The organism is Streptomyces sp. A 4/2, assembly GCF_940670765.1.
Lineage (GTDB): Bacteria > Actinomycetota > Actinomycetes > Streptomycetales > Streptomycetaceae > Streptomyces.
Window position 1 is genome coordinate 70,332 of record NZ_CALNVW010000021.1, and the last position, 26,781, is coordinate 97,112.

At 70.9% G+C, this 26,781-nt stretch carries 23 protein-coding genes, 1 tRNA gene and 1 pseudogene; 19 read left to right on the plus strand and 6 right to left on the minus strand.

Features of this window, described 5'->3' with window-relative positions:
• Positions 1-64: 64 nt before the first annotated feature.
• The 9 genes from galU (at position 65) to NBY69_RS17180 (ending at position 7,426) form a co-directional block, all read left to right on the plus strand.
• A complete protein-coding gene (galU, locus tag NBY69_RS17140) occupies positions 65-967 on the plus strand; it encodes a UTP--glucose-1-phosphate uridylyltransferase GalU (RefSeq protein ID WP_250301829.1) in 903 nt (300 codons plus the stop codon).
• Positions 968-970: 3 nt separating this feature from the next.
• Positions 971-2,293 carry a gephyrin-like molybdotransferase Glp gene (gene glp / locus NBY69_RS17145; RefSeq protein WP_250301830.1) on the plus strand — a complete coding sequence of 441 codons (1,323 nt, stop codon included), beginning with the start codon at positions 971-973 and terminating at the stop codon, positions 2,291-2,293.
• A gap of 60 nt (positions 2,294-2,353) precedes the next feature.
• A complete protein-coding gene (gene moaC, locus NBY69_RS17150; RefSeq protein ID WP_250301831.1) occupies positions 2,354-2,854 on the plus strand; it encodes a cyclic pyranopterin monophosphate synthase MoaC in 501 nt (166 codons plus the stop codon).
• A complete protein-coding gene (locus NBY69_RS17155; RefSeq protein ID WP_250301832.1) occupies positions 2,851-3,381 on the plus strand; it encodes a molybdenum cofactor biosynthesis protein B in 531 nt (176 codons plus the stop codon). Before moaC ends, NBY69_RS17155 begins: the two co-directional genes overlap by 4 nt.
• Positions 3,382-3,398: 17 nt before the next feature.
• Complete coding sequence (locus NBY69_RS17160) at positions 3,399-4,010, plus strand: GNAT family N-acetyltransferase (protein WP_250301833.1); 612 nt, start codon at positions 3,399-3,401, stop codon at positions 4,008-4,010.
• A 176-nt stretch (positions 4,011-4,186) separates the two neighbouring features.
• Positions 4,187-5,242, plus strand: a complete 1,056-nt coding sequence (locus NBY69_RS17165; protein ID WP_250301834.1) for a hypothetical protein — start codon at positions 4,187-4,189, stop codon at positions 5,240-5,242.
• Between the two features lie 75 nt (positions 5,243-5,317).
• Positions 5,318-5,391, plus strand: a tRNA-Ala gene (locus tag NBY69_RS17170).
• A 158-nt stretch (positions 5,392-5,549) separates the two neighbouring features.
• Positions 5,550-6,551 carry a serine/threonine dehydratase gene (locus NBY69_RS17175; protein WP_250301835.1) on the plus strand — a complete coding sequence of 334 codons (1,002 nt, stop codon included), beginning with the start codon at positions 5,550-5,552 and terminating at the stop codon, positions 6,549-6,551.
• A gap of 89 nt (positions 6,552-6,640) precedes the next feature.
• Positions 6,641-7,426: an SAM-dependent methyltransferase gene (locus NBY69_RS17180; RefSeq protein WP_250301836.1), complete on the plus strand. Its 786-nt coding sequence runs from the start codon at positions 6,641-6,643 to the stop codon at positions 7,424-7,426.
• Positions 7,427-7,556: 130 nt separating this feature from the next.
• On the opposite strand, the pseudogene NBY69_RS17185 reads toward NBY69_RS17180, so the two are convergent.
• Positions 7,557-8,033: pseudogene (locus tag NBY69_RS17185) on the minus strand (GNAT family N-acetyltransferase); the annotation flags it as partial.
• 65 nt (positions 8,034-8,098) lie between these two features.
• Between NBY69_RS17185 and NBY69_RS17190 the strand changes: the two are divergent.
• Positions 8,099-8,896, plus strand: coding sequence for an exodeoxyribonuclease III (locus tag NBY69_RS17190; RefSeq protein WP_250301837.1), 798 nt, complete (start codon positions 8,099-8,101; stop codon positions 8,894-8,896).
• Position 8,897: 1 nt separating this feature from the next.
• Here the strand turns inward: NBY69_RS17190 and NBY69_RS17195 are convergent, their stop codons facing one another.
• Positions 8,898-9,581, minus strand: coding sequence for a MerR family transcriptional regulator (locus NBY69_RS17195; RefSeq protein ID WP_250301943.1), 684 nt, complete (start codon positions 9,579-9,581; stop codon positions 8,898-8,900).
• A 165-nt stretch (positions 9,582-9,746) separates the two neighbouring features.
• Here NBY69_RS17195 and NBY69_RS17200 point away from each other — a divergent pair, with 165 nt between their 5' ends.
• From NBY69_RS17200 to NBY69_RS17215, 4 genes are all read left to right on the plus strand, one after another.
• Positions 9,747-11,333, plus strand: a complete 1,587-nt coding sequence (locus tag NBY69_RS17200; RefSeq protein ID WP_250301839.1) for an NAD(P)/FAD-dependent oxidoreductase — start codon at positions 9,747-9,749, stop codon at positions 11,331-11,333.
• Entirely contained in the window at positions 11,330-12,217 is an 888-nt protein-coding gene (locus NBY69_RS17205; RefSeq protein ID WP_250301841.1) for an alpha/beta fold hydrolase, read from the plus strand. The genes NBY69_RS17200 and NBY69_RS17205 overlap by 4 nt, the downstream gene beginning before the upstream one ends.
• Positions 12,214-13,095 (plus strand): SDR family oxidoreductase, encoded by an 882-nt coding sequence (locus tag NBY69_RS17210; protein WP_250301842.1) that lies wholly within the window; start codon positions 12,214-12,216, stop codon positions 13,093-13,095. Before NBY69_RS17205 ends, NBY69_RS17210 begins: the two co-directional genes overlap by 4 nt.
• Positions 13,096-13,209: 114 nt before the next feature.
• Positions 13,210-13,398 (plus strand): hypothetical protein, encoded by a 189-nt coding sequence (locus NBY69_RS17215; RefSeq protein ID WP_250301844.1) that lies wholly within the window; start codon positions 13,210-13,212, stop codon positions 13,396-13,398.
• A 304-nt stretch (positions 13,399-13,702) separates the two neighbouring features.
• Here the strand turns inward: NBY69_RS17215 and NBY69_RS17220 are convergent, their stop codons facing one another.
• The 3 genes from NBY69_RS17220 to NBY69_RS17230 form a co-directional block, all read right to left on the minus strand.
• Complete coding sequence (locus NBY69_RS17220) at positions 13,703-17,089, minus strand: S41 family peptidase (protein WP_250301846.1); 3,387 nt, start codon at positions 17,087-17,089, stop codon at positions 13,703-13,705.
• A 168-nt stretch (positions 17,090-17,257) separates the two neighbouring features.
• Positions 17,258-19,849 carry an MFS transporter gene (locus tag NBY69_RS17225; protein ID WP_250301848.1) on the minus strand — a complete coding sequence of 864 codons (2,592 nt, stop codon included), beginning with the start codon at positions 19,847-19,849 and terminating at the stop codon, positions 17,258-17,260.
• Positions 19,842-20,402, minus strand: coding sequence for a MarR family winged helix-turn-helix transcriptional regulator (locus NBY69_RS17230; RefSeq protein ID WP_250301849.1), 561 nt, complete (start codon positions 20,400-20,402; stop codon positions 19,842-19,844). Before NBY69_RS17230 ends, NBY69_RS17225 begins: the two co-directional genes overlap by 8 nt.
• A gap of 250 nt (positions 20,403-20,652) precedes the next feature.
• Between NBY69_RS17230 and NBY69_RS17235 the strand changes: the two genes are divergently transcribed.
• Positions 20,653-21,243, plus strand: coding sequence for a TetR/AcrR family transcriptional regulator (locus tag NBY69_RS17235; protein WP_250301850.1), 591 nt, complete (start codon positions 20,653-20,655; stop codon positions 21,241-21,243).
• 94 nt (positions 21,244-21,337) lie between these two features.
• Positions 21,338-23,539: an MMPL family transporter gene (locus NBY69_RS17240; RefSeq protein ID WP_250301852.1), complete on the plus strand. Its 2,202-nt coding sequence runs from the start codon at positions 21,338-21,340 to the stop codon at positions 23,537-23,539.
• Here NBY69_RS17240 and NBY69_RS17245 read toward each other — a convergent pair.
• Complete coding sequence (locus tag NBY69_RS17245; protein WP_250301863.1) at positions 23,529-23,927, minus strand: SsgA family sporulation/cell division regulator; 399 nt, start codon at positions 23,925-23,927, stop codon at positions 23,529-23,531. The genes NBY69_RS17240 and NBY69_RS17245 overlap by 11 nt on opposite strands.
• Positions 23,928-24,138: 211 nt before the next feature.
• Between NBY69_RS17245 and NBY69_RS17250 the strand changes: the two genes are divergently transcribed.
• Genes NBY69_RS17250 through NBY69_RS17260 form a run of 3 tightly spaced genes read left to right on the plus strand, consistent with a single transcriptional unit; the run spans position 24,139 to position 26,727 of the window.
• The gene (locus tag NBY69_RS17250) at positions 24,139-25,194 is read left to right on the plus strand and encodes an energy-coupling factor ABC transporter permease (RefSeq protein WP_250301864.1); all 1,056 of its coding nucleotides are present in this window, start codon (positions 24,139-24,141) and stop codon (positions 25,192-25,194) included.
• Position 25,195: 1 nt separating this feature from the next.
• Positions 25,196-25,957 carry a cobalt ECF transporter T component CbiQ gene (gene cbiQ, locus NBY69_RS17255; protein ID WP_250301865.1) on the plus strand — a complete coding sequence of 254 codons (762 nt, stop codon included), beginning with the start codon at positions 25,196-25,198 and terminating at the stop codon, positions 25,955-25,957.
• On the plus strand, positions 25,957-26,727 hold the full coding sequence (locus NBY69_RS17260) for an energy-coupling factor ABC transporter ATP-binding protein (protein ID WP_250301867.1): 771 nt from the start codon (positions 25,957-25,959) through the stop codon (positions 26,725-26,727). The genes cbiQ and NBY69_RS17260 overlap by 1 nt, the downstream gene beginning before the upstream one ends.
• Positions 26,728-26,781: the final 54 nt, after the last annotated feature.

Consider the following 26,781-nt stretch of genomic DNA (forward strand, 5'->3'; position numbering starts at 1 on the left):
AATATGAGGATCTATTAACCGGAGCATCATCTTCCGCCCCGAGTCACCGGATATGGTGCTTCCCATGACTCAGTCGCGCCCCAGGATCAGCAAGGCTGTCATTCCGGCAGCAGGCCTCGGCACCCGGTTCCTGCCGGCCACCAAGGCCACTCCGAAAGAGATGCTGCCTGTCGTCGACAAGCCGGCCATCCAGTACGTCGTCGAGGAAGCGGTCGCGGCCGGACTCTCCGACGTACTCATGATCACCGGCCGCAACAAGCGCCCGCTGGAAGATCACTTCGACCGCAACTACGAGCTGGAGTCCGCGCTCACCCGCAAGGGCGACGCCGAGAAGCTCGCCCGGGTGCAGGAGTCCAGCGACCTGGCGACCATGCACTACGTCCGCCAGGGCGACCCCAGGGGCCTGGGCCACGCGGTGCTGTGCGCCGCTCCGCACGTCGGTGACCAGCCGTTCGCCGTCCTCCTCGGCGACGACCTGATCGACCCGCGCGACCCGCTGCTCGCGCGCATGGTGGAGATCCAGGAACGGCACGGCGGCAGCGTCATCGCGCTCATGGAGGTCGAGCCGAGCCAGATCCATCTCTACGGCTGTGCGGCGGTGGAACCCGCCGGGGAGTCCGACGTGGTGAAGATCACGGACCTGGTCGAGAAGCCCGCCGTGGCCGACGCCCCGAGCAACCTGGCGATCATCGGCCGCTATGTCCTGGACCCGGCGATCTTCGAGATACTGCGCCGGACCGAGCCCGGCCGCGGCAACGAGATCCAGCTCACGGACGCCCTCCAGCTGCTGGCCCACGACGAGAAGGTCGGCGGCCCGGTGCACGGCGTCGTCTTCAAGGGCCGCCGCTATGACACCGGCGACCGCGGCGACTATCTGCGTGCCATTGTCAGACTCGCGTGCGAACGTGATGACCTGGGCCCCGACTTCAAGGCCTGGCTTCGCCGTTATGTCACCGAGGAGATGTAGCACGTGAGCAACAGCCCGATCTGGTCGGTGGACGAGCACCTGGACGACATCCTCGGCACGGTCCGCCCACTCGAACCGATCGAGTTGCAACTGCCCGACGCCCAGGGCTGCGTCCTCGTCGAGGACGTCACGGTGGAGATCTGGCTGCCACCCTTCGACAACAGCTCGATGGACGGGTACGCGGTCCGTACGGCCGACGTGCAGGGCGCGAGCGAGGAGTTCCCCGCCGTCCTCACCGTGGTCGGGGACGTGGCGGCGGGCGCGGGTGAACTGCCCACCGTGGGACCGGGGGAGGCCGCCCGCATCATGACCGGCGCCCCGCTGCCGCCCGGCGCGGAAGCCGTCGTCCCGGTCGAGTGGACCGACGGCGGTACGGGCGGGGGCGCGGCCACCACCATGCGCGCCGCGAGCGGCGCACCCGAGGACGCGAGCGGTGAGGTCCGGGTGCACCGCCCCGCCGAGGCCGGTGCGCACATCCGCGCGCGCGGCAGCGACGTCCGCCCCGGTGACCCCGCACTCGAAGCCGGTACGGTGCTCGGCCCGCCGCAGATCGGGCTGCTCGCCGCGATCGGCCGGGGCACCGCCAAGGTCCACCCGCGTCCCCGCGTCGTCGTGATGTCGACCGGCAGCGAGCTGATCCAGCCGGGCGAGGTGCTCGCCGACGGCCAGATCTACGACTCCAACAGCTTCGCCCTGACCGCCGCCGCGCGGGACGCGGGCGCCATCTCGTACCGGGTCGGCGCGGTCGCCGACGACGCGGAGACGCTGCGCGCCGCCGTCGAGGACCAGTTGATCCGGGCCGACCTCCTGGTCACCACCGGCGGGGTCAGCGTCGGCGCGTACGACGTCGTCAAGGAGGCGCTCTCCTCCGTCGGCACGGGGGGCGAGGACGACGTGAGCGGCGGTGTCGACTTCCGCAAGCTCGCGATGCAGCCGGGCAAACCGCAGGGCTTCGGCACGATCGGACCCGAGCACACCCCGCTGCTCGCGCTCCCCGGCAACCCGGTCTCCAGCTATGTGTCGTTCGAGCTGTTCGTGCGCCCGGCGATCCGGGCCCTGATGGGGCTGAAGGACGTCCGCCGCCCGACGGTCCGCGCCACGCTGGAGGCCGACAAGGCGCTCACCTCACCGGCCGGACGGCGCCAGTTCCTGCGCGGCAGGTACACCCCGGCCACCGAGACCGCCCCGGCCACCGTCACCCCGGTCGGCGGGGCCGGATCCCACCTGGTCGCGGCCCTCGCGCACGCCGACTGCCTGATCGTCATCCCCGAGGACGACACCGGGGCCGAGCCCGGCGCGGAGCTCGAAGTGGTCCTCCTGGGCTGAACGCGGCGCTGTGGCGGTACCGTGTCTGACCACACAGGCCTGACCGGGAGCGCCACAGCAATGAGTACGCAGCAAGGGCTCACCCACATCGACGAGGTGGGCGCGGCCCGCATGGTCGACGTCTCGGAGAAGGACGTCACCGCGCGCACCGCGACCGCGAGCGGACGGGTCCTCGTCTCGCCGCGCGTCGTCGAACTGCTGCGGGGGGAGGGCGTCCCCAAGGGCGATGCCCTCGCCACCGCCCGTATCGCGGGCATCATGGGCGCCAAACGCACCCCGGATCTGATCCCCCTCTGCCACCCGTTGGCGGTCTCCGGGGTCACCCTGGACCTGGCGGTGGCCGACGACGCGGTCGAGATCACCGCGACGGTGCGGACCACGGACCGTACGGGTGTCGAGATGGAGGCGCTGACGGCCGTCGCGGTCGCCGGGCTCACCGTGATCGACATGGTGAAGGCGGTCGACAAGGGCGCGGTCATCACCGACGTCCGCGTCGAGGCGAAGTCCGGCGGCAAGTCCGGCGACTACCACCGGTCCACGCCGACGGGCCCCGACGCATGACCGCGCCGTACACCGCCCTCGTGGTGACGGCGTCGAACCGCGCCTCCGCCGGTGTCTACGCGGACCGCGGCGGCCCCCTGATCGCCGCCGCGCTCACCGAACTGGGCTTCACCGTCGAAGGTCCGCGGGTCGTCCCCGACGGGGATCCGGTCGAACAGGCCCTGCGCGACGGTGTCGAGGCCGGGTACGACGTCGTCGTCACCACCGGCGGTACGGGCATCTCGCCCACCGACCGCACCCCCGAGGCGACCCGCCGCGTCCTCGACCGCGAGATCCCCGGTATCGCGGAGGCGATCCGGGCCGAGGGGCTGGCCGGGGTCCCGACGGCCGCGCTCTCGCGCGGCGTCGCGGGGCTGGCGGGCACCACGCTGATCGTCAACCTCCCCGGCTCCACCGGAGGGGTGCGCGACGGACTGGCCGTACTGGGGCGGCTGTTGGTCCACGCCGTCGACCAGATCCGGGGCGGCGACCACCCCGGACCCAGCCCCCGGACGCAGTCCGGGAGGACCTCCGGGAGCATGAGCTGAACCTCTCACCGTGGCCCGTGGAACTGGCGGAAGGCCCCGTCGTTCTCCGCCCCATCAAACTGCGGGACCAGAAGATCTGGCGCGAGGTCAACCGGCGCAACCGCGAGTGGCTGCGCCCCTGGGAGGCGACCGTTCCGCCGCCGGCCCCCGGCGGCCCGGTGGCCCAGCGTCCCACCTACCGCCAGATGGTCCGCCATCTGCGCGCGGAGGCCCACGCGGGCCGGATGCTGCCCTTCGTGATCGAGTACCAGGGCCGGCTGGTCGGGCAGTTGACGGTCGCCGGGATCACCTGGGGCTCGATGTGCTCGGGCCATGTCGGGTACTGGGTCGACCGGGAGGTCGCGGGACGCGGCGTCATGCCGACCGCGGTCGCTCTCGCCGTCGACCACTGTTTCCGGCAGGTCGGTATGCACCGCATCGAGGTCTGTATCCGTCCGGAGAACGGGCCCAGCCGCCGCGTCGTGGAGAAACTGGGATTCCGTGCGGAAGGGATGCGTCCGCGCTATCTGCACATCGACGGCGGCTGGCGGGACCATCTGGTCTTCGCGCTGACCGCGGAAGAAGTGCCTGACGGGCTGCTCAACCGGTGGCGTCGGGCCCACCCGGGAACAGCCAGGAACATCCCGTAAATGAAATAAGTGTTCGAAAGCGATCGCGAATGACCAGTCTTCGGATGTGAACACGCCCACAATCGATGACTGTTGATCCGAACAATCATAAAAAAAGTTCGAGATATCAGCCGGATCGTGCGACACACCGGGCCAATTGGCAGATGGCCCCACGTGCACCCCTCTACGGTGTGAGGGTGAGCAGTAGTGGCCTCATCTACGCAGTCATCGTCGGGGCCTGGGCCGCCTACTTGGTGCCGATGTGGCTCCGCAGGCAGGACGAGTTGAACGAGGCTCGTCCGACGGAACGCTTCAGCACTGCCATCCGGCTCCTGTCCGGACGGGCGGGAATGGAGCGCCGGTACGCCAGGGAGCTGCAGGAACGCGCAGCCGGTGAGAGCGGTTCCGACGATGCGGACCCGGATGTCACGACGGAATCCCCGAGTTCTGTCGACGTCCGGTCCTTCGCCATGTCCCCGACGGATCCGCCCACGGCCCGCCAGGAGCGGACCGCCCCGCCGGCGCGCCCGGCGCGGCCCGCTGCCGGTCCTTCCGCCGAGCGAGCCCGCCGCACGAAGGCACTCGCGCGCCGCAGACGCACCACCGTGCTGCTCTTCCTCGCGTTCACCCTCGGCGCGATCGTGGCCGCGGTCGGCGGCCTCGGTTTCCTGTGGGCGCCGGCCGCCCCCGCGCTGCTGCTGAGTACGTACATCGTCTACCTGCGCACGCAGGAGCGGCGGCGCTTCGCCTTCACGATGGACCGGCGCCGGGCCGAGGTGGCGGCTCAGCGGCTGCGGGAGACCCGGTCGCGCCGTCCGGGCGCGGGCGCCGTCGAACAGGACGCCCCCGCCGACGACCGCCGGCACCCGGAACCCGAACCCGCACCCGCGGTCTCCGCGCAGGAGGCCGGCCGCCGCGCCCTGGTCGAGCAGACGGACCACGCGGAGTGGGTCGACCAGCAGCGCGAGCGCGGCCGGGTGCAGGGGGACAGCTGGGAGCCGGTGCCGGTCCCGCTGCCGACGTACGTCACGGCCCCGGTCGCTCCCCGCGCGCCCGGCAGCATCGACCTCGGCGCCCCGGACACCTGGAGCTCGGCCCGCTCGTCCAGCGTCGCCGAACCGGCCTCCGACGAGCCTCCGGCGCCCGCCCCGCGCGACCGGGGAGCGGCGGCCCGCCGCTCCCGCGAGCGCGGGCGTACGCCGCTCTTCGACCAGTACGAGGAAGAGGACCGGCCGCGTGCGGCCAACGAGTGACCGGGCATCCGTGACCAGCGGGGGAGCGGATTTCCGAGCACCCCGATCGAGGTGCTAAAGTTTCACTCGTTGCAAGGGCCTGTGGCGCAGTCTGGTAGCGCACCTCGTTCGCATCGAGGGGGTCTGGGGTTCAAATCCCCACAGGTCCACCGCAATGACTGTTCTTGAGTCCGCTCAGGAATGGTTGACGAAATCCCGTCCGATCGCTTCGATCGGACGGGATTTCGCGTTTTCCGAAGCGGTTTCGCGAAGGGTTCGTGACGCGTTCCACGATGCGTTCCCCCGACGTGTTCCCGATGCGATCCCGATGAGTTTCCTCGAGCCGACAGTCGGCCCCGCCGTTCAGGAGGTCCCCGTGAGCATCACGTACACCGACGTCACCGCCGCCCGCGCCCGCATCGAGGGGCACACGCGGCGGGTGGCGCTCTCCCCGTCGGAGCGTGGCGCGGAGGAGTTCGGCGGTGCGGAAGGGTGTTTCGCCTACGAGTTCGTGCAGCACACCGGGTCCTTCAAGGCCCGGGGTGCGGCCAACTTCGTCGCCGCGCACGCCCAGGCCGGTACCTTGCCGGAGGCGGGCATCGTCATCGCCAGCGGGGGGAACGCCGGACTGGCGTGTGCCTGGGCGGCGGCGCGGCACTCCACTCCGGCCACCGTCTTCGTGCCCGAGACCGCTCCCGCGGTCAAGGTGGCCCGGCTGCGGGCCCTCGGTGCACGGATCCGGCAGGTCGGCAGTGAGTACGCCGAAGCGCTGGAGGCCTCCCGGAAGTACGCGGCCGAGACCGGCGCGCTGGAGAGTCACGCCTACGACCATCCGCTGATCGCCGCCGGGGCCGGCACGCTCCTGGAGGAGATCCGGGACGCGCGCCCCGACGTGGAGACCGTCGTGGTCGCGGTCGGTGGCGGCGGCCTCTTCGCCGGTGTCACCGTCGCGGCCCACGAGCACGGGATCCGGGTCGTCGCCGTCGAGCCGGAGGGGAGCCGCGCCCTGCACGCGGGCCTGGCTGCCGGTGCGCCGGTCGACGTGCCGGTGCAGTCGGTGGCCGCGGACTCACTGGGCGCCCGCCGGGTCACCCCGATGGCGCTGGAGTGGGCGGAGCGCGCCGGAGCGGTCTCCGTGCTCGTCCCCGACGAGGCGATCACCGCGACCCGCGCTGCCCTGTGGGACCGGCGCAGGCTCGCTGTGGAACATGCCGCGGCCACCGCCCTCACCGCGCTGAGCACCGGGGCGTACGTCCCGGCCGCGGGGGAGAAGGTCTGTGTCGTGCTGTGCGGGGCCAACACCGGGCTGGGTGATTTCCCAGCCTCGTGACGGGGGTGGACGGGGCCGGAGCGGGCCCCGTTACGCTGGCCGCGATCCTGGTACGTGTTCCGAGATTCACCATCCGGAGGAGCGATCCCGTGACGGCCGCCAGCGACAAGCCCCTGATCGACACCAGCCGACCCCACCCGGCGCGCGTCTACGACTGGCTCCTGGGTGGCAAGGACAACTACCCGGTCGACCAGCAGGTGGGCGAGAATCTGCCGCCGGAGGCGCGGGGCATCGCGGGGCGGAACCGGGCCTTCATGCAGCGGGCCGCGGCCTGGCTCGCGCGCAGCGGGGTGGATCAGTTCCTGGACATCGGCACCGGCATCCCGACCGCGCCCAATCTGCACCAGATCGTCCAGGCGATCACGCCCGCGGCCCGGGTCGTCTACGCGGACAACGACCCGATCGTGCTGCGGCACGCGGAGGCCCTGCTGGTCAGCAGCCCCGAGGGGGCCACCGACTACATCCACGCGGATGTGCGCGAACCGGAGCTGATCCTCGAACGCGCGCGTCAGCTGCTGGACTTCGACCGGCCCGTCGCCCTGTCGCTCATCGCGCTCATGCACTTCCTGCCGGACGACCAGGACCCGTACGGCATCACCCGCACCCTGGTGGACGCCCTGCCGTCCGGCAGCTATCTGGTCTTCTCGCACGGCACGGCCGATCAGCACCCGGAGCTGGAGGCCGAGACGGAGACCGCGTACAAGAGCGGCTCCATCGCGCTGCGGATGCGTACGCGCGCCGAGGTCGAGCCGTTCTTCGCGGGGCTGGAGCTGGTCGAACCGGGGCTGGTGCCCGCCGTGGAGTGGCACCGGGACGGGCCCGCGCCGAAGAAGGAGCGGAGCGGGTTCTACGTGGGGGTCGGCCGGGTGCGCTGAGCGGGCACCGGCCGCGGCCGTCTCAGCTGTCGGTGAGAGTGCGGCCGTCGGTGGGAGTGAGGCCGTCGGCGAGGGCGGGGCTGTCGGCGGGGACGGATTCGTGGACCGGGGCGGGGCTGTCGGCGGGGGCGAGCTGCTTCTCGAAGCAGCGGCTGGTCTCGTACTCCCGGTAGTGGCCGAACTTCTCGCACAGCGTGTACCCGCTCGACAGGTACAGCGCTATCGCTTCCGGCTGCTTGTCACCGGTCTCCAGCACCATCCGGATCCGTCCGGCCGCGCGGGCGCTCTCCTCCAGGGCGGTGAGGATCCGCCGGGCCAGGCCGAGGCCGCGTGCCTCGGGGATCACGTACATCCGCTTGAGCTCGGCGTCGCCCGGCCGGTACCCGTGGTCGCCCGCCGTGTCCTGGTTGCGCCAGCCGCCGGTGGCCACCGGCTGGTCGTGTGCGTCGTACGCGAGGAGGTAGAGCCCGGACGGCGGGTCGAACATCGTGGCGTCGAGCGGGGTGACGTCCCCTCCGTCGCCGTAGCGCTCGTCGTATTCGAGCTGGACCCGGTCGTTGAGCTTGACGGCGTCGGGGTGGTCGTAACGGATCGGGCGGATATTCATGCGGACCATCGTACTTCTATGCGGGCGGATGCAGGGCTGTCGTGGGCTGTCGGTAAGGTGCCTTGATGCTCACTGTGACAACCGTAAACGTGAACGGACTGCGCGCCGCCGCCAAGAAGGGCTTCGTGGAGTGGCTGGCGCAGACCTCCGCCGATGTGATCTGCCTCCAGGAGGTACGGGCCGAGCCCCAGCAGCTGACCGACGAGGTCCGCGAGCCGGCGGGCTGGTTCACCGTGCACGCCCCCGCCGCAGCCAAGGGGCGCGCCGGTGTCTCGCTGTACGCCCGGCGTGAGCCGGAGCGGGTGCAGATCGGTTTCGGGAGCGAGGAGTTCGACGGGAGCGGGCGGTACGCGGAGATCGACCTGCCCGGTGTCACGGTCGCCAGCCTGTATCTGCCCTCCGGCGAGGTCGGTACGGAACGGCAGGACGAGAAGATCCGGTTCATGGCGGAGTTCCTGCCGTACCTCCAGGGGCTGAAGGAGCGGGCCGCCGCGGACGGCCGCGAGGTCGTGGTGTGCGGTGACTGGAACATCGCCCACCAGGAGGCTGACCTCAAGAACTGGAAGGGCAACAAGAAGAACTCCGGCTTCCTCCCCGAGGAGCGGGAGTGGCTGACCCGGGTCTTCGACGAGGCGGCGTACGTCGATGTGGTGCGGGCGATGCACCCGGACGTCGAGGGCCCGTACTCGTGGTGGTCCTACCGCGGGCGCGCTTTCGACAACGACTCGGGCTGGCGCATCGACTACCAGGTCGCGACCCCCGGACTCGCCGCGCGTGCGGTGAAGTCCTGGGTGGAGCGGGCGGCCACGCACGAGGAGCGGTGGAGCGACCACGCGCCGGTGACGACGGTCTACGAGTCCTGAGTCACCGTGCGGGCAGCGGGCGGTCCCGGTCGAGCCCGTCCTTCTCCGCCCGGACCCGCCGGTCCAGGGACATCGACAGCTCCGCGTCCACCACGCTCTTCGCCAGCGGGCGCACCCGCTCCATCGCCCCGGCGAACTCCTCGTCGGGCAGCTGATCGCGGACCAGCTCGGCGAAGAGTTCGGTGAGGGCCTCCGTGTGCCGGCGGACCTCGTGGCCCGCCGTGAGGACCGCGGCGAGCGGGACGCCCTCGCCGACCAGGGCCGCCGACACGTCCAGCAGCCGGCGGCTGACGTGGATGATCTCGTCGCCGTCCGTCGCGAGATAGCCCAGGCGCAGCGCCGTGGCCAGGTTCTCCGCGGTGACCTCGCCCTCGAAGTAGTCCGCCAGCTGTTCCGGGGTGAGGCGGACCGGTTCCTCCTCGGTCCAGGCGGGGGCCTCGGTGGCGGCCAGGCCCAGGAGCTGGGCCACGTCCCGGCCGCTCTCGAACGCGGTGGCCAGGTCCGCGATGCCGCTGAGCGTGTGGCCGCGCTCCAGCAGGGCCGAAATCGTACGCAGCCGGGCCAGGTGGTGGTCGTCGTACCAGGCGATCCGGCCCTCGCGGCGCGGTGGCGGGATCAGCTTGCGCTCGCGGTAGAAGCGCAGCGTGCGCACCGTGATGCCGGCCATCTCGGCCAGCTCCTCCATGCGGTACTCGCGCCCCGTTGTTTCCTCTGCCACGCGGGCAGCCTATGCCGTGGGGGCGGGAACTTTCCGGCGCTTGCCCCCTACCCATGAGTACGGAGCTGCTCTACTCTCCGAACTGTGCCAGTGATTACTGGCAGGGTTCGGGGCACTGCGGGAGGCGGCAGCATGACCCAGCACGAGCATGTACGCGTGGCGGTGATCGGATCCGGATTCGGTGGCCTGGGCGCCGCCGTCCGGCTGCGCCGCGAGGGGGTGACCGACTTCGTCGTCCTGGAGCGGGCCGCTTCGGTCGGCGGGACCTGGCGTGACAACAGCTATCCGGGGTGCGCCTGCGACGTACCGTCCCACCTGTACTCGTTCTCCTTCGCCCCCAACCCGGACTGGCCGCGCACCTTCTCCGGGCAGCCGCACATCAGGGCGTACCTGGAGAAGGTCGCCGACACCTTCGGGCTGCGCCCGCACATCCGGCTGAACCACGAAGTGCGGCTGATGCGCTGGGACGGCGACGAACTGCGCTGGGAGATCGAGACCGCGCAGGGGACCCTGACCGCCGACGTGGTCGTCTCGGCGACCGGACCGCTCTCGGACCCGAAGGTCCCGGACATACCCGGTCTCGCCGGATTCGACGGCAAGGTGTTCCACTCCGCGCAGTGGGACCACGGCTACGACCTCCGCGGCAAGCGCGTCGCGATGATCGGGACCGGGGCGTCCGCGATCCAGATCGTGCCCGCGATCCAGCCCCAGGCCGGGCGGCTGACGCTCTTCCAGCGCACTCCGCCGTGGGTCATGCCGCGCATGGACCGGGCGATATCCGGTGCCGAGCGGTGGCTGCACGGGAAGCTGCCCTTCACCGGGGCCGCGCGTCGCCGACTGCTGTGGGGCATCCGGGAGTTGCAGGTCAGCGCGTTCACCAAGCACCCCAATGAGCTCGGGCTCATCGAGTCCCTGGGCAAGGCCAATATCGCCCGGTCCGTCAAGGACCCGGCACTGCGCAACAAGCTCACGCCGTCGTACCGGATCGGCTGCAAGCGCATCCTGCTGTCCAGCGCCTACTACCCGGCGCTCGCGCAGCCCAACGTGGACGTCGTGGCCTCCGGCCTCGAGGAGGTCCGGGGCAATACCCTGATCGCCTCCGACGGAACCGAGACCGAGGTGGACGTCATCATCTTCGGCACCGGTTTCCATGTGACGGACATGCCGATCGCCGAGCGGGTGGTGGGCGCCGACGGCATCACCCTCGCCGAGGCGTGGAAGGACGGCATGGAGTCGCTGCGCGGGGCGACCGCGGCCGGGTTCCCCAACTGGATGACGATCATCGGGCCGAACACCGGCCTCGGCAACTCGTCGATGATCCTGATGATCGAGTCCCAGCTGAGCTATCTCGCCGACTACATGCGGCAGTTGAACGTCCTCGGCGGGCGCGTCGCGCTGAACCCGCGGGTCTCCGCGGTGAGCGCCTGGAACACCCGGGTGCAGGAGCGGATGAAGCGCACCGTCTGGAACACCGGCGGCTGCACCAGCTGGTACCTCGACGCCAACGGCCGCAACACCACGATCTGGCCGGGCACCACGAGCGAGTTCCGCCGGGCCACGCGGGCGGTGGACCTGGGCGAGTACGACGTCGTACGGGCGGGTGCGGGTGCGGGTACCGGCGCGGGTGCCGTTGCGGTGGGCGGGGCGGCTGCCGGTGCCGAGGCCAGTGCCGGGACCGTACCGGCCGCGCGCCGGGTCACGGACAAGGAGGCGGTGTGAGCGGCGTGCGTGAACTGACCGCCGTCTCCGCCGACGGTGCGCGGATCCATGTCGAGGTGTACGGGCCCGAAGGCGCCCCCACCGTGCTGCTCTCGCACGGCTGGACGTGCTCGACCCGTTTCTGGGACGCGCAGATCAGGGACCTCTCGGCGGAGTTCCGGGTGGTGGTGTACGACCAGCGCGGGCACGGGCGTACGCCCGGCGCGGACCCGCGCGGCTACTGCACGGACGAGCTGGCCGACGATCTGGAGGCGGTGCTCGCCGCCACGCTCGTGCCTGGTGAACGGGCCGTGCTGGCCGGGCACTCCATGGGCGGGATGACGATGATGGCCGCCTCCCGCCGCCCCGGATTCCGGGAGCACGCGGCGGCGGTGCTGCTCTGCAACACGGGCAGTTCGGACCTGGTGGCCGAGTCGACCGTGCTGCCGCTGCGGAAGGGACGGCTGCGGACCCGGCTGACCCGTGGCGTGCTCGGGGCGCGCGCTCCGCTCGGTCCGGTCACGCCCCTGTCGAAGCGGATCCTCAAGTACGCCACGATGGGCGCGGGTTCGGCCCCCGATCGGGTGGCCGCGTGCGCGCGGATCGTGCACGACTGCCCCCGGACGACGCGGGTGGGCTGGTCGCACGTGCTCGCCGGGCTTGATCTCGACGCGGACGTGAGGGAGTTGACCGTACCCACCGCGGTGATCGCCGGGGCGTCGGACCGGCTGACCCCTGTTGTGCACGCGCGGGCGCTGGCCGCCGCGCTGCCGCACTGCCTCGGCCTCACCGAGCTGGTGGGCGTGGGGCACATGTCGCCGATAGAGGCGCCCGAAGCGGTCGGGGGGCGACTGCGTGAGCTGGTCGAGGCGTACGTACGAGTGGAGAAGGAGGAGGCCGCATGAGCAGGAACAGCCTGGAGGGCCAGGTCGCGGTCGTCACGGGGGCCGCGCGGGGGGTCGGTGAACTGCTGGCCCGCAAGCTCTCGGCACGCGGCGCGAAGGTGGCGCTCGTCGGCCTGGAGCCGGACGAGCTGAAGGCCGTGTCGGAGCGGCTGCACACCGAGAGCGCGCACTGGCACGCGGACGTCACCGACCACGAGGCGATGGCGCGCGTCGCGCAGGAGGTCAAGGCGCACTTCGGCAAGGTCGACATCGTCGTCGCCAACGCGGGGGTGGCGTCCGGGGGACCGTTCGTGGACTCCGACCCCGAGGCGTGGCGGCGGGTCATCGAGGTCAACCTGGTGGGCGGCGCGGTGACCGGGCGGGCGTTCCTGCCGGTCCTGATGGAGAGCCGCGGCTACTTTCTTCAGATCGCCTCGCTCGCCGCGATCACGCCGGCCCCGATGATGTCCGCGTACTGCGCTTCCAAGTCCGGCGTCGAGGCCTTCGCCCACTGCCTGCGGGCCGAAGTCGGTTACAAGGGCGTGCGGGTGGGCGTCGGCTATCTGTCCTGGACGGACACGGACATGGTCCGCGGCGCCGACGAGGACGACGTGATGCGGGAGTTGCGGCAGCGGCTGCCGTGGCCCGCGAACCGTACGTACCCGCTGGGCCCGGCCGTCGACCGGATCGTGGCCGGTATCGAGCGGCGGTCCTCCCACGTGTACGCGCAGTGGTGGCTGCGCGGGATGCAGTCCGTACGGGGATACCTCCCCTCGCTGATCGGTACGGTCGGCCAGCGCGAGATGCGGCGCTTCGAGCCGCGGCTGGCGGGGGTCGGACGGGGGCTCGTCGGTGCGGGCGGGGCGGCGGACGAGAAGGCGCGTACGGAGAGTTACTGATCGAAATGCGTTGAATGTCCGTGCGTGTCAGTCTGGTCGAGGCCGAGAGGCCCCAGGGGGCCGAGGCGCCCCCTACCCCCGTCAGACTTCACATGGGAGTGAAACCACATGGGCATGAAGGACCAGTTCCAGGACAAGGCGCAGGAGCTTTCCGAGCGGGCCAAGAAGCAGATGGCCGGTGCGAAGGACGAGGCATCGGAGCGGTCTTCGCAGGGCCGGGACGCGGCGGACCAGGCGCGGGAGCGGGGCCAGGAGTCGGGGGGCCGGGCGGCCGACCGGGCTCGGGACGAGTTCGACTCCTGAACTTGAGTCGGTGAGGGCGCGTCTTCCCTTCGGGGGAGGCGCGTTCTTTCTTTGGGTGGGTGTGGGTGTGGGGTGCGGGTGCGCGTTCGGGGGCACGGGGGCGCTGCCCCCGGACCCCCGGTCCTCAATCGCCGGACGGGCTTGAGTGGGTCCTCGATCGCCGGACGGGCTTGAGTGGGTCCTCGATCGCCGGACGGGCTTGAGTGGGTCCTCAATCGCCGGACGGGCTTGATTTTGGCCGCTGTTCGTTGGACGGGCTTGGTTTTTGCCGGTGTTCGTCGGGCGGGCTCGATGGGTGGGATGTCTACCGGGGCGGCAGTTCCGGGCGCCTCTTGTCCGGGACCGCGGTGTAGTCCGGTGGGGCCGCCGCCGGGTGGGCGGCCAGGAGGTCGAGTGCCGTCCATACCGCGTCGTCCAGCTGTGCGTGGCGTCCCTCTGCCCAGTCCAGCGGGGTGCGCAGGGCCTCGATGTCCGGTTCCACGCCGTGGTTCTCGACCGACCAGCCGTACGCGTCGAACCAGGCCGCGTTCATCGGCACCGTGATCACCGTGCCGTCGCCGAGCTGGTGGCGGCCGGTCATGCCGACCACGCCGCCCCAGGTGCGCTGGCCCACCACCGGGCCCAGGTTCAGCAGGCGGAAGGCCGCCGTGATCATGTCGCCGTCCGAGGAGGTGGCCTCGTCGGCCAGGGCGACCACCGGGCCGCGCGGTGCGTTCGAGGCGTACGAGACCGGCTGGGCGTCGCGGGTGAGGTCCCAGCCGAGGATCCTGCGGGTGAGCTTCTCGACCACCAGCTCGCTGATGTGTCCGCCCGCGTTGCCGCGTACGTCCACGATCAGTGCGGGCCGGGAGACCTCCAGGCGCAGGTCCCGGTTGAACTGTGCCCAGCCCGAGCCGCCCATGTCGGGGATGTGCAGGTAGCCGCACCGGCCGTCGCTCAACTCCCGTACCACCGCGCGCCGTTTGGCCACCCAGTCCTGGTAGCGCAGCGGGCGTTCGTCGATCAGCGGGACCACCGCGACCCGGCGGGAGCGGCCCTCGCTGCCGGGCGGGCGGAAGGTCAGTTCGACCGTGGTGCCGCCCGCGGCGGCCAGCAGCGGGTAGGGGCCGGCCACCGGGTCCACCGGGCGGCCGTCCACATGGGTGAGCGCGGAGCCCTCGCGGATCCCCGTACCGGCCAGCGGGGAGCGGGCCTTGGAGTCGGAGGAGTCGCCCGGCAGGATCCGCTGGACCAGCCAGGCGCCGTCCCGGCACACCAGGTTCGCGCCGAGCAGGCCCATCGCGCGCTGGTAGTGCGGGGGGCCTTCGTTGCGGCGGGCGGGGGTGACGTACGCGTGCGAGGTGCCCAGTTCGCCCAGCACCTCGCGCAGCAGGTCCGCGAACTCGTCGGGGGACGCGACCCGTTCGACGAGCGGGCGGTACTGCGCCAGGATCTCCGGCCAGTCGATGCCGCACATGTCCGGCTCCCAGAAGTAGGAGCGGATGATGCGGCCCGCCTCGTCGTACGCCTGGCGCCACTCCGCCGGCGGGTCCACCTCGTGCAGGATGCGGCGCAGGTCCAGATAGACCGTGGTGTCGTTGTCGCCGGGCTCGGTGGCGGGGACGGCCCGCAGGTCGCCCTCGTCCACCACGACCAGGCGGCTGCCGTCGCCGCTGATCGCGAACCAGTCGAGATGGCCGACCAGTTCGGCCTTGCGGGCCTTGGCGATGTCGAAGTGTTCGAGCGTGGGGCGCCCCGAGGTGTCGGCCGGGTTGGCGAACGTCTCGCCGAGGGCGCCCGAGATCGGCCAGCGCAGCCAGACGAGGCCGCCTCCGCTGACCGGGCAGAGCGCCGAGTACTTGGACGCGGGCACCGGGAACGGGGTGACCCGGTTCTCCAGGCCCTCGATCTCCACCAGCATCCTGATGCCGTCCCCCACGTCCCCCACGTCCTCGACCGGGTCGAGGCCGCCCGCCGCCGGGCGGCCGTCGGGGGACAGCGCGAAGGGCGAGGGGGTCGTGGAGGAGAGCGGCACCAGATACGGGCGGCAGCCCAGCGGGAAGGACAGGTCCCCGGTGTGGACGTCGTACACCGGGTCGAAGCCCCGCCAGGACAGGAACGCGAGGTAGCGGCCGTCGCTGGTGAAGACCGGGTTCTCGTCCTCGAAGCGGCCGTTGGTGACATCGACGACCGTGGGGGCCATCGGCCCGGCGATCTTCGCCATCTTGATCTGCCGCAGGGAGCGTCCGATGCCCGGGTGGGACCAGGTCAGCCAGGTGCCGTCGGGGGAGAAGGCGAGGTCGCGGACCGGGCCGTTCAGGGAGCGGATGAGTTCGGTGACCTCGCCGGGCGGCGCGGGCACGCCGACGCCGGGCTGCGGCTCCGTCCCGTCGGCAGCCGCGGAGCCGGCAGTCGCGGAGTCGCCAGTCGCAGAGCCGGGAGCGGCGGTGTCGGCAGCCGCGTCGTCGTCCGGCACGGTGAGCAGCAGCAGCCGCCCGTCGTGCGAGGCGATCGCCAGCCGTTCGCCCTCCGGGTCCGAGACCAGCTCCTGGACCCGGCCGAGCCCGCCCGACGCGAGCCTTCTGGGCGGCAGGTCGCCGCTGGCGCGTGGCATGTACGCGAGCTCGATCGCGTCCTCGCCCTCCGCGTCGGTGACGTAGACGACCTGGCCCGCGCTGCCGAGCATCTCGGGGAGGCGGACCCGTACCCCCGGGGTGTCGGCGAGGGTGCGGGCCGGGCCGTCGCGGTGGGTGAGCCAGTACAGGCTGCCGCGTACGACGACGGCGCTCGCCCGGCCCGTCTCGTCGACGGACAGCCCATCGACGTTGCTCGACGCCGGGATCTGGTAGCTGCGGCGGCCCGTGCGCGGTCCGCCGGTCCGGACGTCCAGCTTGCGCGGCACCGCTCCGGGAGACAGGTCGTCGGCCAGCCAGAGGTCGCCCGCGCACTGGTAGACCACCCGGTGGCCGTCGGTGGACGCGTTCCTGGCGTACGAGGTGGCGTGGTCGGTGTGGCGGCGCAGGTCCGTGCCGTCCGGCAGGCAGGAGTAGAGGTTGCCGATGCCCTCGTGGTCGGAGAGGAACGCGACCCGGCCGTCCACCAGCATCGGGCAGGCCAGATGCCCCCCGATGTCGGCGAGCAGCCGCTCCCCGTGCAGCCAGAGGCGGCCCGTCGCACCACCCCGGTAGCGCTTCCAGACGGCCGGTTCGTGCGGTGGCTTCCCGGTGAGCAGGAGCGTGCGGCGCTCACCGCCGATGTCGCCGATCGCGATGTCGTGGACCGGGCCCCAGGGCAGTTTCGAGCCGGGGGAGCCGTCCGTGCCGACGGTGTAGGCCCAGCTGAAGTACGAGAACGGCTGGCTGTTCGAGGTCACGGCCAGGATGTCGCCCTCGGGGGTCCAGCCGCAGACCCGGGTGTCGAGCGAGCCCCAGTAGGTCAGCCGCCGGGACGGGCCGCCCTCTACCGGGGCCAGATGGATCTCCGGGTCGAGGCTGCGCCAGCTCGTGTACGCGAGGTGTCTGCCGTCCGGGGAGAAACGCGGCTGGCCGACCCTGGTCCGGTCGACGGTGATCCGCCGGGCCCGGTCGGGACGCACGCCTTCCGCGACGAGCGGGGCGACCCAGAGGTCGTCCTCGGTCGCGAAGCACAGCAGATCGCCGTGGAGGTGCGGGAAGCGGAGGTACGCGGCATCGCCTGCATCGACTTGGCTCACTCCTCAATGCTTTCCACGCGGAGGGGGCCCGGCAACTTGTGGCGGCATCCGATTGCGGGTGACCGGATGGCGGACGACAGTGCGGCGGTTCGACGACAGGCCCGTGCCACGACAGCACTTCGCGCGCCGACCTGGGAACGGTCGGCGCGCGAAGCGGGGTGGGAACTGTCAGTTGGCCGGCTCGTGGCCGAGGGCCACATCGAAGTCGGCGTGGTCGGCGCCGTTGATCCGCAGCGGTGTGGCGACCGGTGCGTAACCGCTGGCGATCACCGTGTACTCGCCCTGGTCGAGATCGGTGAACCCGAAGGTGCCGTCCGATCCGGTGGTGGCCGTGTGGATCACGTTGCCGGCGACGTCGATCAGGGTGACGTTGGCGTCCTCCAGCGGCCGGCCGCCGGGGGTGCGCACGGTGCCGCTGACCCGGGCTCCGGGCGAGAGCGGCACCTCGTACCAGTTCGAGGCGCCACTGGCGACCTCGACGGGCACGGCGGACGGACGGAACCCGTCCGAGCTGACCGCCAGGGTGTAGCTGCCCGGGACGAGTTCGCGCAGCTCGAAGCCGCCGTCGGCACCGGCCTTGCCGGAAGCGACGACCTCGCCGCGCAGATCGGTGGCCACGACCAGCGCGCCGGGCAGTGCGGCGCCGCCCACCGCGTTCCGGATCACGCCGGAGAGCGTCGCCGCCCCGCTGAGCAGCAGGTCGAAGCGGAGCGGTTCGTTGCCCACGGCCACGGTGGCCGCCTGCGGCTGCCGGGCCCCCGCCGAGCCGATCAGGATGTAGGTCCCGCTGCCGGGCGTACCGAGGGAGTAGCTGCCGTCGTCACCGCTCGACGTGCGGCTGAGCTGTCGGCCGCCGACGTCGATGAGGGTGACCACGGCCTGCGGCACCGTGTCGCCGTCGCTGTCGCGGACCTGGCCGTGCACGGCGGGGCCGGGAAGGCCGGGCCCGTCCGCGGGGAGCGTGTCGGCGCGGCGGTGGTGACCGTGGCCCGTTCCGGCGGCCTCGGCGAGGGCCGTCGGTGCGGCCTCGTGCGTGGGCTCGGCGGCCACCGCGGTTTCGGCGCCGGTGCCCGCGCTCTCGGCGTCCTCCGCCGCGCGGGCCTCAAGACCGGAGACCTGGCGCAGCGGCACCTCCTTGATGAACAGCACCAGCAGGAAGGCCAGCACGATGACGCCCGCACCCAGCAGGAAGACCACGTGCATGGAGTCGGCGAAGCCCTGCTTGAAGGGTTCGGCGAGGCGCGGGTCCAGCTTCTGGATGAACGAGGAGTCGCTGAGGACGCTCGCACCGCCGCCCGCACCCGGGTTCTTCAGCATGTCGAGCACCGGCTTGTTGGCCGGGTTCGACAGGACGGCCGGGTCGTGCAGCGCGGCCTGGAACTGCGGGGTGTGCGCGGCGGACTGGAACGCCGAGGAGATCTTGCCGCCGACATTGCTGAAGAGCACCGACAGGAAGATCGCGGTACCGGCGGTGGCACCCATCTGCCGGAAGAAGGTGGACGACGCGGTCGCCACACCCATGTCCTTCGGCGGTACGGCGTTCTGCACCGCGAGCACCAGGGTCTGCATGCAGCAACCGAGGCCGAGGCCGAAGACCAGCATGTAGATCATGGTCTGCCACAGCGGGGTGTCCCACTGCACGCGGAAGTGGAACAGCAGCATCGCCGCGACCATCAGCACGGTGCCGATGACCGGGAAGATCTTGTACCGGCCGGTCTTCGACGTGACCTGGCCTGCCGCGATCGAGCTGATGATCATGCCCAGCATCAACGGCAGCATTTCCAGGCCGGACTTGGTGGGGCTGGCGCCCTTCACGATCTGGAGGTACTGCGGGATCATCAGCATCCCGCCGAACATGCCCATGCCGATGAGCACGCCGAGCAGGCTGGTCTTGCTGAACGTCCCGTTGCGGAACAGCCGCATCGGGATCAGTGCGTCGTCCCCCATCCAGCGTTCCACGAAGACCCAGGCGATGATGCCGACGACGCCGATCCCGTAACAGGCGAGCGACCGCGTCGAACCCCAGCCCCAGTCCCGGCCCTGCTCCGCGACGAGCAGCAGCGGCACCACGCCGACGGCGATGGTGAGAGCGCCCCACCAGTCGATCCGGCGGTTGCGGCGTACGTGGGGGATGTTCAGCACCTTCGCGACGACGAACAGCGCGAAGATCCCGATCGGGACGTTGACCAGGAAGACCCAGCGCCAGCCCGTGATGCCCAGGATGGAGTGCTGACCGGCCAGGAAGCCGCCGATCAGCGGGCCGGCCACGCTGGAGGTGGCGAAGGTGGCGAGCATGTAGCCCTGATAGCGGGCCCGTTCGCGCGGGGGCACGATGTCACCGATGATCGCCAGCGCGAGCGACATCAGACCACCCGCGCCGATGCCCTGGAAGGCGCGGAAGGCGGCCAGCTCGTTCATCGAGGTGGAGAAGGTGCACAGCGCCGAACCGACGATGAAGATGGTGATCGCGGCGAGGAAGTAGGGCTTGCGGCCGTGGAGGTCGGACAGCTTGCCGTACAGCGGTGTGGTGATCGTCGAGGTGATCAGATAGGCGGTGGTCGCCCAGGCCTGCTGGCTCAGCCCGTGCAGGTCGTCCGCGATCGTTCTGATCGAGGTGCTGACGATCGTCTGGTCCAGAGCGGCCAGGAACATGCCCAGCATCAGACCGCTCAGGATGGTGAGAATCTGCCGGTGGGTGAGCCCGCCCGCCGTGGGTATCGCTTTGGTCCCCTCGGCCGTGGGGGGTGCGGTGCTACTCATTCGTGCTTTCTCCCTGCTGTGCAGCGCTGTCCGAATGCCGTCCGGCCGCGCGCTGCAAAGGTTGATGTTTCACCAAGTCATCGGTCAGGCGGGCCAGCAGCCGCATCAGCTGGTAGCGGTCCTCACCGGGCCAGGCCTGCAGGAACTTGGTGAGTTCGGTGTCTCGTTGACTGCGGTACTGCTCGAACCTCTCGCGTCCTGCCCCGGTCGCGGACAGCAGCGAACCCCGCCGGTCCTCCGCATCGGGGTGGCGCTCCACCAGGCCGCGCTCCACCAGGGAGCGCACCTGTCTGCTGACGGTCGACAGATCGAGGTACGCGGCGGCGGCCAGATCGGTCGCCCGCTGGGGGCCGTCGGTCACCAGCCGGGCGAGCAGCACCCGGTCCGCGGCGCCCGCCTCGGTCTTGGCGCGCTGTTTCCACGCCGCGATCAGCCGGGTCATCCGGACCAGCTCCGTGCCCAGCGCGGCGGCGGCCTCCTCGGCACTTGCCGTGCCTTCGGCCGGAACCTGCCGCGTCGCGGACTCGCTGCTCTCGGTCGTACCGCAGTCCATCGCATTCCAAGTCGTTGCTCGTACACAGGTAGTTGCTTGTACTCAGCAAGTCAGCGTAATGCGTGCCCCAAGCAACTTTCGCCGGTTCGGCTCGACGCGGTGCAAAAACAGTTCAAAATGCTCGCTCTTATGTCGAGCTGACAACCGTGACGGACCCCACAAGCGAAACGTTGCCGTTTCGCTGAGGCGGGGCGTACCGTCGAGCTGTACGAAATCGTTTCGCTCCACCGGACCGGACAGGAGGTCGGGAATGGCCGGCAGACTCACACCTGAGCGTGAGGGTGAGCTGTACGAGGCCGTGCTCGACCTGTTGCGCGAAGTCGGCTACGACGCCCTGACCATGGATGCCGTCGCGCTTCGCACCCGGTCCAGCAAGGCCACCCTCTACCGTCAGTGGGGGAGCAAGCCGGAGCTGATCGTCCGGGCACTGCGGCACAACAAGCCTGTCGGGGCCGACGAGATCGACACCGGCTCGCTGCGCGGTGACTTCCACGCCATGGTGGCCCGCGAGGACGACTGCGAGATGGAGAAGAACTCCGCACTGATGCGGGGCCTGATGCATGCCGTCCATGAGAATCCCGATCTTTTCCAGGCGCTCCGCGAGCTGCTGATCGAGCCCGAGATGACGGGCCTCGAACGGTTGCTGCGGCGGGCCGTGGAGCGCGGCGAGGTCAGTGCCGACAACCCCGCGCTGAATCTTGTTCCGCACATGCTGGTCGGCGCGGTCGTCGCCCGGCAGCTGATCGAGGAAAGGCCTGCCGACCAGGCCTTCCTCACCCGTTATCTGGACGCCGTGGTTCTCCCCGCTCTCGGCATCCAGCCCTGCGAACACACCGCCTGACCCGAGCCCTACCCCTCTCCACCTGACACGCCGCTCTCGTCGTCGGGCTGGTTCCTCATGCCCTTTCGCACCGACCTGACCGGGAGAAGCCCTCGTGGCCACGTACCTCTACAAACTCGGACGGTTCGCCTTCCGGCGCCGCCGTTATGTCGCCCTGGTGTGGGTGGCCCTGCTGGCGCTCGCCGGATTCGGCGCCGCCAGTGCCTCCACCGCGACCTCCAGTTCCTTCTCGATACCGGGTACGGAGGCCCAGAAGGCCTTCGACCTGCTGGAGCAGCGCTTCCCCGGAGGCGGCGCCGACGGCGCCACCGCACGGGTCGTCTTCAAGGCGCCGTCCGGCGAGAAGATGACGTCCGCGGCCAACAAGGCCGAGGTCAAGAAGGTCTCGTCCGAGCTGCGGGCCGGCTCCGACCAGATCATGACCGTGCACGACCCGTTCGCCGAGAACGCCGTCTCCAAGGACGGCAGCACGGTGTACGTGCAGGTCGCCTACAAGGTCAACTCCATGGAGCTGACCGACAAGACCAAGGACTCGCTCCAGCACACCGGGGAGAAGGCGCAGCACGACGGCTACACGGTGGAGATCGGTGGTGACGCGCTCCAGGCCATGCCGGAGACCGGCTCCGGCGAGATCATCGGGGTGGTGCTCGCCGCGATCGTGCTGGTGGTCACCTTCGGCTCGCTGATAGCCGCCGGACTGCCGCTGCTGACCGCGATCATCGGTGTCGGCGTCGGCGTCTCCACGATCACCGCGCTGGCCAACGTGCTGGACCTGGGCAACACCACGTCGATGCTGGCGATGATGATCGGCCTCGCGGTCGGCATCGACTACGCCCTCTTCATCGTCTCGCGCTTCCGGGCGGAACTCGCCGAGGGCCGCAAGCCGGAGGAGGCAGCCGGACGGGCGGTCGGCACAGCCGGGTCCGCGGTCGTCTTCGCGGGGCTCACCGTGGTCATCGCCCTGGTCGGCCTGGCCGTCGTGAACATTCCGATGCTCTCCAAGATGGGCTTCGCCGCCGCCGGTACGGTCGTGATCGCGGTCCTCATCGCGCTCACCCTCATCCCCGCGCTGCTCGGCTTCGTCGGGAAGCGTGTGATCGGCCGCAAGGCCCGTAAGAACCCGCCGGTCAAGGGCGCCGAGGTCAAGGCCAACGGCGGTACCCGCTGGGCCCGCTTCGTGCTGCGCCGTCCGGTGATGGTGCTGCTCGTCGGGGTGATCGGCCTGGGTGCCGTCGCCGTACCGGCCGCCTCGCTGGAGATGGGCCTGCCGGACGACGGCTCCCAGCCCACCAGCACCACGCAGCGCAAGGCGTACGACCTGCTCTCGGACGGTTTCGGGCCCGGCTTCAACGGCCCGCTGCAGATGGTCACCGACGTCAAGGGGGTGGCCGACGGCAAGGCCGCGGTCGACCAGGTGCACCGCAAGGTCGCCGCGCTCGACGGCGTCGTGTCGGCCTCGCAGCCGGTCTACAACAAGGCGCACGACACCGCGATGATCACCGTCGTCCCGAAGGACCGGCCCTCCTCCGTGAAGACGGAGGACCTGGTCCACTCCATCCGGGACGTGGGCGCGCAGGTCAAGTCGGACACCGGGGCGACGGTGCTCGTCACCGGTGCGACAGCGATGAACATCGACTTCTCGCAGAAGATGAACGACGCCCTGGTGCCGTACCTGGCGCTCGTCGTCGGGCTGGCCTTCCTGCTGCTGATGTTGGTCTTCCGCTCGGTCCTGGTCCCGCTGAAGGCGGCGCTCGGCTTCCTGCTCTCGGTGGTCGCCGCACTCGGCGCGGTCGTCGCGGTCTTCCAGTGGGGCTGGCTCGGCTCGCTCCTCGGGGTCCAGCAGACCGGCCCGATCATGTCGATGATGCCGATCTTCATGGTCGGTGTGGTCTTCGGTCTCGCGATGGACTACGAGGTCTTCCTGGTCACCCGCATGCGGGAGGCGTACGTCCACGGGGAGAGCCCCGGCCAGGCCGTCGTCACCGGCTTCAAGCACGGTGCGCGTGTGGTCAGCGCCGCCGCCGTCATCATGATCGCGGTCTTCTCCGGCTTCATCGGAGCCAGCGACTCGATGATCAAGATGATCGGCTTCGGTCTCGCCATCGCGGTCTTCTTCGACGCCTTCGTCGTACGGATGGCGATCGTGCCCGCCGTCCTGGCGCTGCTCGGCAAGCGGGCGTGGTGGCTGCCGCGCTGGCTGGACCGCGCCCTGCCGAACGTGGACGTCGAGGGCGAGGGCCTGAACAAGCACACCGACGCGGACGAGGGCGAGCAGCGGGAGCTGGTCAGCGCCTGACGCTCGGACGTGCCGGACGCTCCGGCCGCAGAGGCTCCTCGTGCCGTACGGCGCGGGGGGCCTCCGCGTATGTCCCGCGCAGGAAGCGCATCAGCGGTGTGTTGTCGAACTGCACCACGGCGACCCCGTCGGCGGAGTGGAACTCCACCACCACCTGGGCCCGCCCGCACGGCCAGATCCCGATGTCGCCGGAGCGCTGGGGGCTGCGCAGTCCGGCTTCGAGGAGTTCCCGCGCGAAGACCCACTCGGTGCCGCCGGGGAAGAAGAACCGGACGATCCCGGGGGCGGCCTCGGCGTCGTACCGGAGCGCGACGTGCACCACCGTCCACTCGCCGGGGACATCCGTCACGACATGGCCACGTACGGGCACATCAAGGGCGGGGGACATCGCCAGCTCCTCACTCGGGGTACTCAGCACCGCTTTACGTCTATTTGTAATCTAATGTCCCATATATTCATCGAGGCTGCCCTGATCAGGGCGTGAAGGGGCAGGGGGGCGCACCTGGGAGGCAGGCGCTCTTGCGAACCATTCGCAACAAGGCTCTATCATCGAACGGTTCACCACCGCCGGTGCACCACCACGAGGAGAGAGTCGCCACATGCATGTCCCCGACGGATTCATCAACGCCCCCGTCTCGGCGGTGACCGGTGTGATCGCCGCGGGAGCCGTGGCCGTCAGCCTCCGGGGTGCCCGCCGGGAGCTGGACGAACGCACCGCGCCGCTCGCCGGTCTCGTCGCCGCGTTCATCTTCTCCGTGCAGATGCTGAACTTCCCCGTCGCCGCCGGGACCAGCGGACACCTGCTGGGCGGGGCGCTGGCCGCGATCCTGGTCGGCCCCTACACGGGTGTGCTCTGTGTGTCCGTCGTCCTGCTGATGCAGGGCATCCTCTTCGCCGACGGCGGCCTCACCGCGCTCGGGGTGAACATCACCGACATGGCGATCGTGACGACCGTCGTCGCGTACGCCGTCTTCCGCGGCCTGGTGAAGGTGCTGCCCCGCCGCCGCAGCTCGGTGACCGCCGCCTCCTTCGTCGCCGCGCTGCTCTCGGTGCCGTGCGCCGCGCTCGCCTTCACCGCGATGTACGCACTCGGCGGGACCACCGACGTCCCCCTCGGCAAGGTGCTCACCGCGATGGTCGGCGTGCACGTCCTCATCGGCATCGGCGAGGCCGCGATCACCGCGCTCACCGTGGGCGCGGTCATCGCCGTACGCCCCGACCTGGTCTACGGCGCCCGCGGGCTGACCGCGCCGCTCAAGCTCCGGGTCGGCGGCGAACTGGTCGACGCGCCCGCCGCGGCCCCGGTCGCCGCCCGCTCGCCCCGCAAGGTCTCCAACCGCAAGGTCTGGGGCATCGGCCTGGTCACCGCCCTGGTGCTGGCCGGGTTCGTCTCCTTCTATGCGTCCTCCAGCCCCGACGGCCTGGAGAAGGTCGCCCACGACAAGGGCATCGACACCAAGACCAAGCCGCACCACACCGAGGACTCCCCGCTCGCCGGGTACGGCGTCAAGGACATCTCCGACGCCCGGATCTCCGGCGGCCTCGCCGGTCTGATCGGTGTCGGCACCACGATCGTGGTGGGCAGCGGCGTCTTCTGGGCGGTCCGCCGCCGCCGTACGGAGACCGCGGCCGGACCGCACGCGGAAGCCGTCTGACATGGGCGCGGGACACGCACACAAGCTCTACCGGGCCGGGCACTCGCCGGTCCACGCCCTGCCACCGCACTGCAAACTCGCCGCCGTCTTCGCCTTCGTGATCGTGGTGGTCTCCACCCCGCGCGAGGCGATGTGGGCGTTCGCGCTGTACGCCGTGCTGCTCGGGGCGGTCACCGCCGTGGCCCGCATCCCCGCCGCGTTCCTGCTCAAGCGGCTGCTGATCGAGGTCCCGTTCGTGGCGTTCGCGGTGCTCATGCCGTTCGTCGTCCCCGGTGAACAGATCCACGTCCTGGGCATGTCGCTGGGCGTGAACGGCCTCTGGGGCGCCTGGAACGTCCTCGCCAAGGGCACCCTCGGCGTCGCCGCCTCGGTACTCCTCGCCTCGACGACCGAACTGCGCTCCCTGCTGCTCGGCCTCCAGCGGCTCAAGCTGCCGCCGATGCTCGTCCAGATCGCGTCCTTCATGATCCGCTACGGAGACGTCATCACCGACGAGATGCGGCGGATGTCGATCGCCCGCCGCTCCCGCGGGTTCGAGGCGCGCGGCGTACGCCAGTGGGGCGTCCTGGGGAAGTCCGCCGGGGCCCTCTTCATCCGCTCCTACGAACGGGGCGAGCGCGTGCACCTGGCCATGGTCAGCCGCGGCTACACCGGCACCATGCCGGTCATCGACGAAGTGACGGCCTCGGGCGCGCAGTGGCGGTCCGCCGCGGCACTCCCCGTCGCGGCGCTCTGCATCTGTCTGCTGGGATGGACCTTGTGATGGACCCTGTGACTACCGCTCCCGCATCCCCCGCACCCTCCCTCGACGTCTCCGGTCTCGCGTACGCCTACCCCGACGGCCACCAGGCCCTCTTCGGTGTGGACCTGACCGTCCGGCGCGGTGAACGGGTCGCCCTGCTCGGCCCCAACGGCGCGGGCAAGACCACCCTCGTCCTGCACCTCAACGGCATCCTGACCGGCGGCGCGGGCTCGGTCACGGTGGCCGGCCTGCCGGTCGCCAAGGAGAACCTCGCGGAGATCCGCCGCCGGGTCGGCATCGTCTTCCAGGACCCGGACGACCAGCTGTTCATGCCGACGGTCCGGGAGGACGTGGCGTTCGGCCCGGCGGCGTCCGGACTGCGCGGCCCGGAACTGGAGGCGCGGGTCGTCGCCGCGCTCACCCGGGTGGGCATGGAGTCGTACGCGGACCGGCCCCCGCACCACCTCTCGTACGGGCAGCGGCGCCGCGTCGCCGTCGCGACGGTCCTGGCGATGGAGCCCGAGATCCTGGTCCTGGACGAACCCTCGTCCAACCTGGACCCGGCGTCCCGCCGCGAACTGGCGGACATCCTGCGGGCGTTGGACGTGACCGTACTGATGGTCACGCACGACCTGCCGTACGCGGCGGAGCTCTGCCCCCGGTCCGTGGTCCTCAGCGGCGGGGTCATCGTGGGCGACGGCGCGACGGCGGACCTGCTCGCGGACGAGGAACTGATGGGCGCGCACCGCCTCGAACTGCCGTTCGGCTTCAACCCGCGGGCGGTCGTCTGACCGTCCGCCGCGGCCCGGTGTTCCGTACGGGGACGGGCGGCCGTCCGACCGGGC

Excerpts from the sequence above, each read along its gene's own strand:
- galU (WP_250301829.1), top strand. The coding sequence starts at position 65 with ATGACTCAGTCGCGCCCCAGGATCAGCAAGGCTGTCATTCCGGCAGCA.
- moaC (WP_250301831.1), top strand. The coding sequence starts at position 2,354 with ATGAGTACGCAGCAAGGGCTCACCCACATCGACGAGGTGGGCGCGGCC.
- NBY69_RS17155 (WP_250301832.1), top strand. The coding sequence starts at position 2,851 with ATGACCGCGCCGTACACCGCCCTCGTGGTGACGGCGTCGAACCGCGCC.
- NBY69_RS17175 (WP_250301835.1), top strand. The coding sequence starts at position 5,550 with ATGAGTTTCCTCGAGCCGACAGTCGGCCCCGCCGTTCAGGAGGTCCCC.
- NBY69_RS17190 (WP_250301837.1), top strand. The coding sequence starts at position 8,099 with ATGCTCACTGTGACAACCGTAAACGTGAACGGACTGCGCGCCGCCGCC.
- NBY69_RS17195 (WP_250301943.1), bottom strand. The coding sequence starts at position 9,581 with ATGGAGGAGCTGGCCGAGATGGCCGGCATCACGGTGCGCACGCTGCGC.
- NBY69_RS17200 (WP_250301839.1), top strand. The coding sequence starts at position 9,747 with ATGACCCAGCACGAGCATGTACGCGTGGCGGTGATCGGATCCGGATTC.
- NBY69_RS17210 (WP_250301842.1), top strand. The coding sequence starts at position 12,214 with ATGAGCAGGAACAGCCTGGAGGGCCAGGTCGCGGTCGTCACGGGGGCC.
- NBY69_RS17215 (WP_250301844.1), top strand. The coding sequence starts at position 13,210 with ATGAAGGACCAGTTCCAGGACAAGGCGCAGGAGCTTTCCGAGCGGGCC.
- NBY69_RS17225 (WP_250301848.1), bottom strand. The coding sequence starts at position 19,849 with ATGAGTAGCACCGCACCCCCCACGGCCGAGGGGACCAAAGCGATACCC.
- NBY69_RS17230 (WP_250301849.1), bottom strand. The coding sequence starts at position 20,402 with ATGGACTGCGGTACGACCGAGAGCAGCGAGTCCGCGACGCGGCAGGTT.
- NBY69_RS17235 (WP_250301850.1), top strand. The coding sequence starts at position 20,653 with ATGGCCGGCAGACTCACACCTGAGCGTGAGGGTGAGCTGTACGAGGCC.
- NBY69_RS17245 (WP_250301863.1), bottom strand. The coding sequence starts at position 23,927 with ATGTCCCCCGCCCTTGATGTGCCCGTACGTGGCCATGTCGTGACGGAT.
- NBY69_RS17250 (WP_250301864.1), top strand. The coding sequence starts at position 24,139 with ATGCATGTCCCCGACGGATTCATCAACGCCCCCGTCTCGGCGGTGACC.
- cbiQ (WP_250301865.1), top strand. The coding sequence starts at position 25,196 with ATGGGCGCGGGACACGCACACAAGCTCTACCGGGCCGGGCACTCGCCG.
- NBY69_RS17260 (WP_250301867.1), top strand. The coding sequence starts at position 25,957 with ATGGACCCTGTGACTACCGCTCCCGCATCCCCCGCACCCTCCCTCGAC.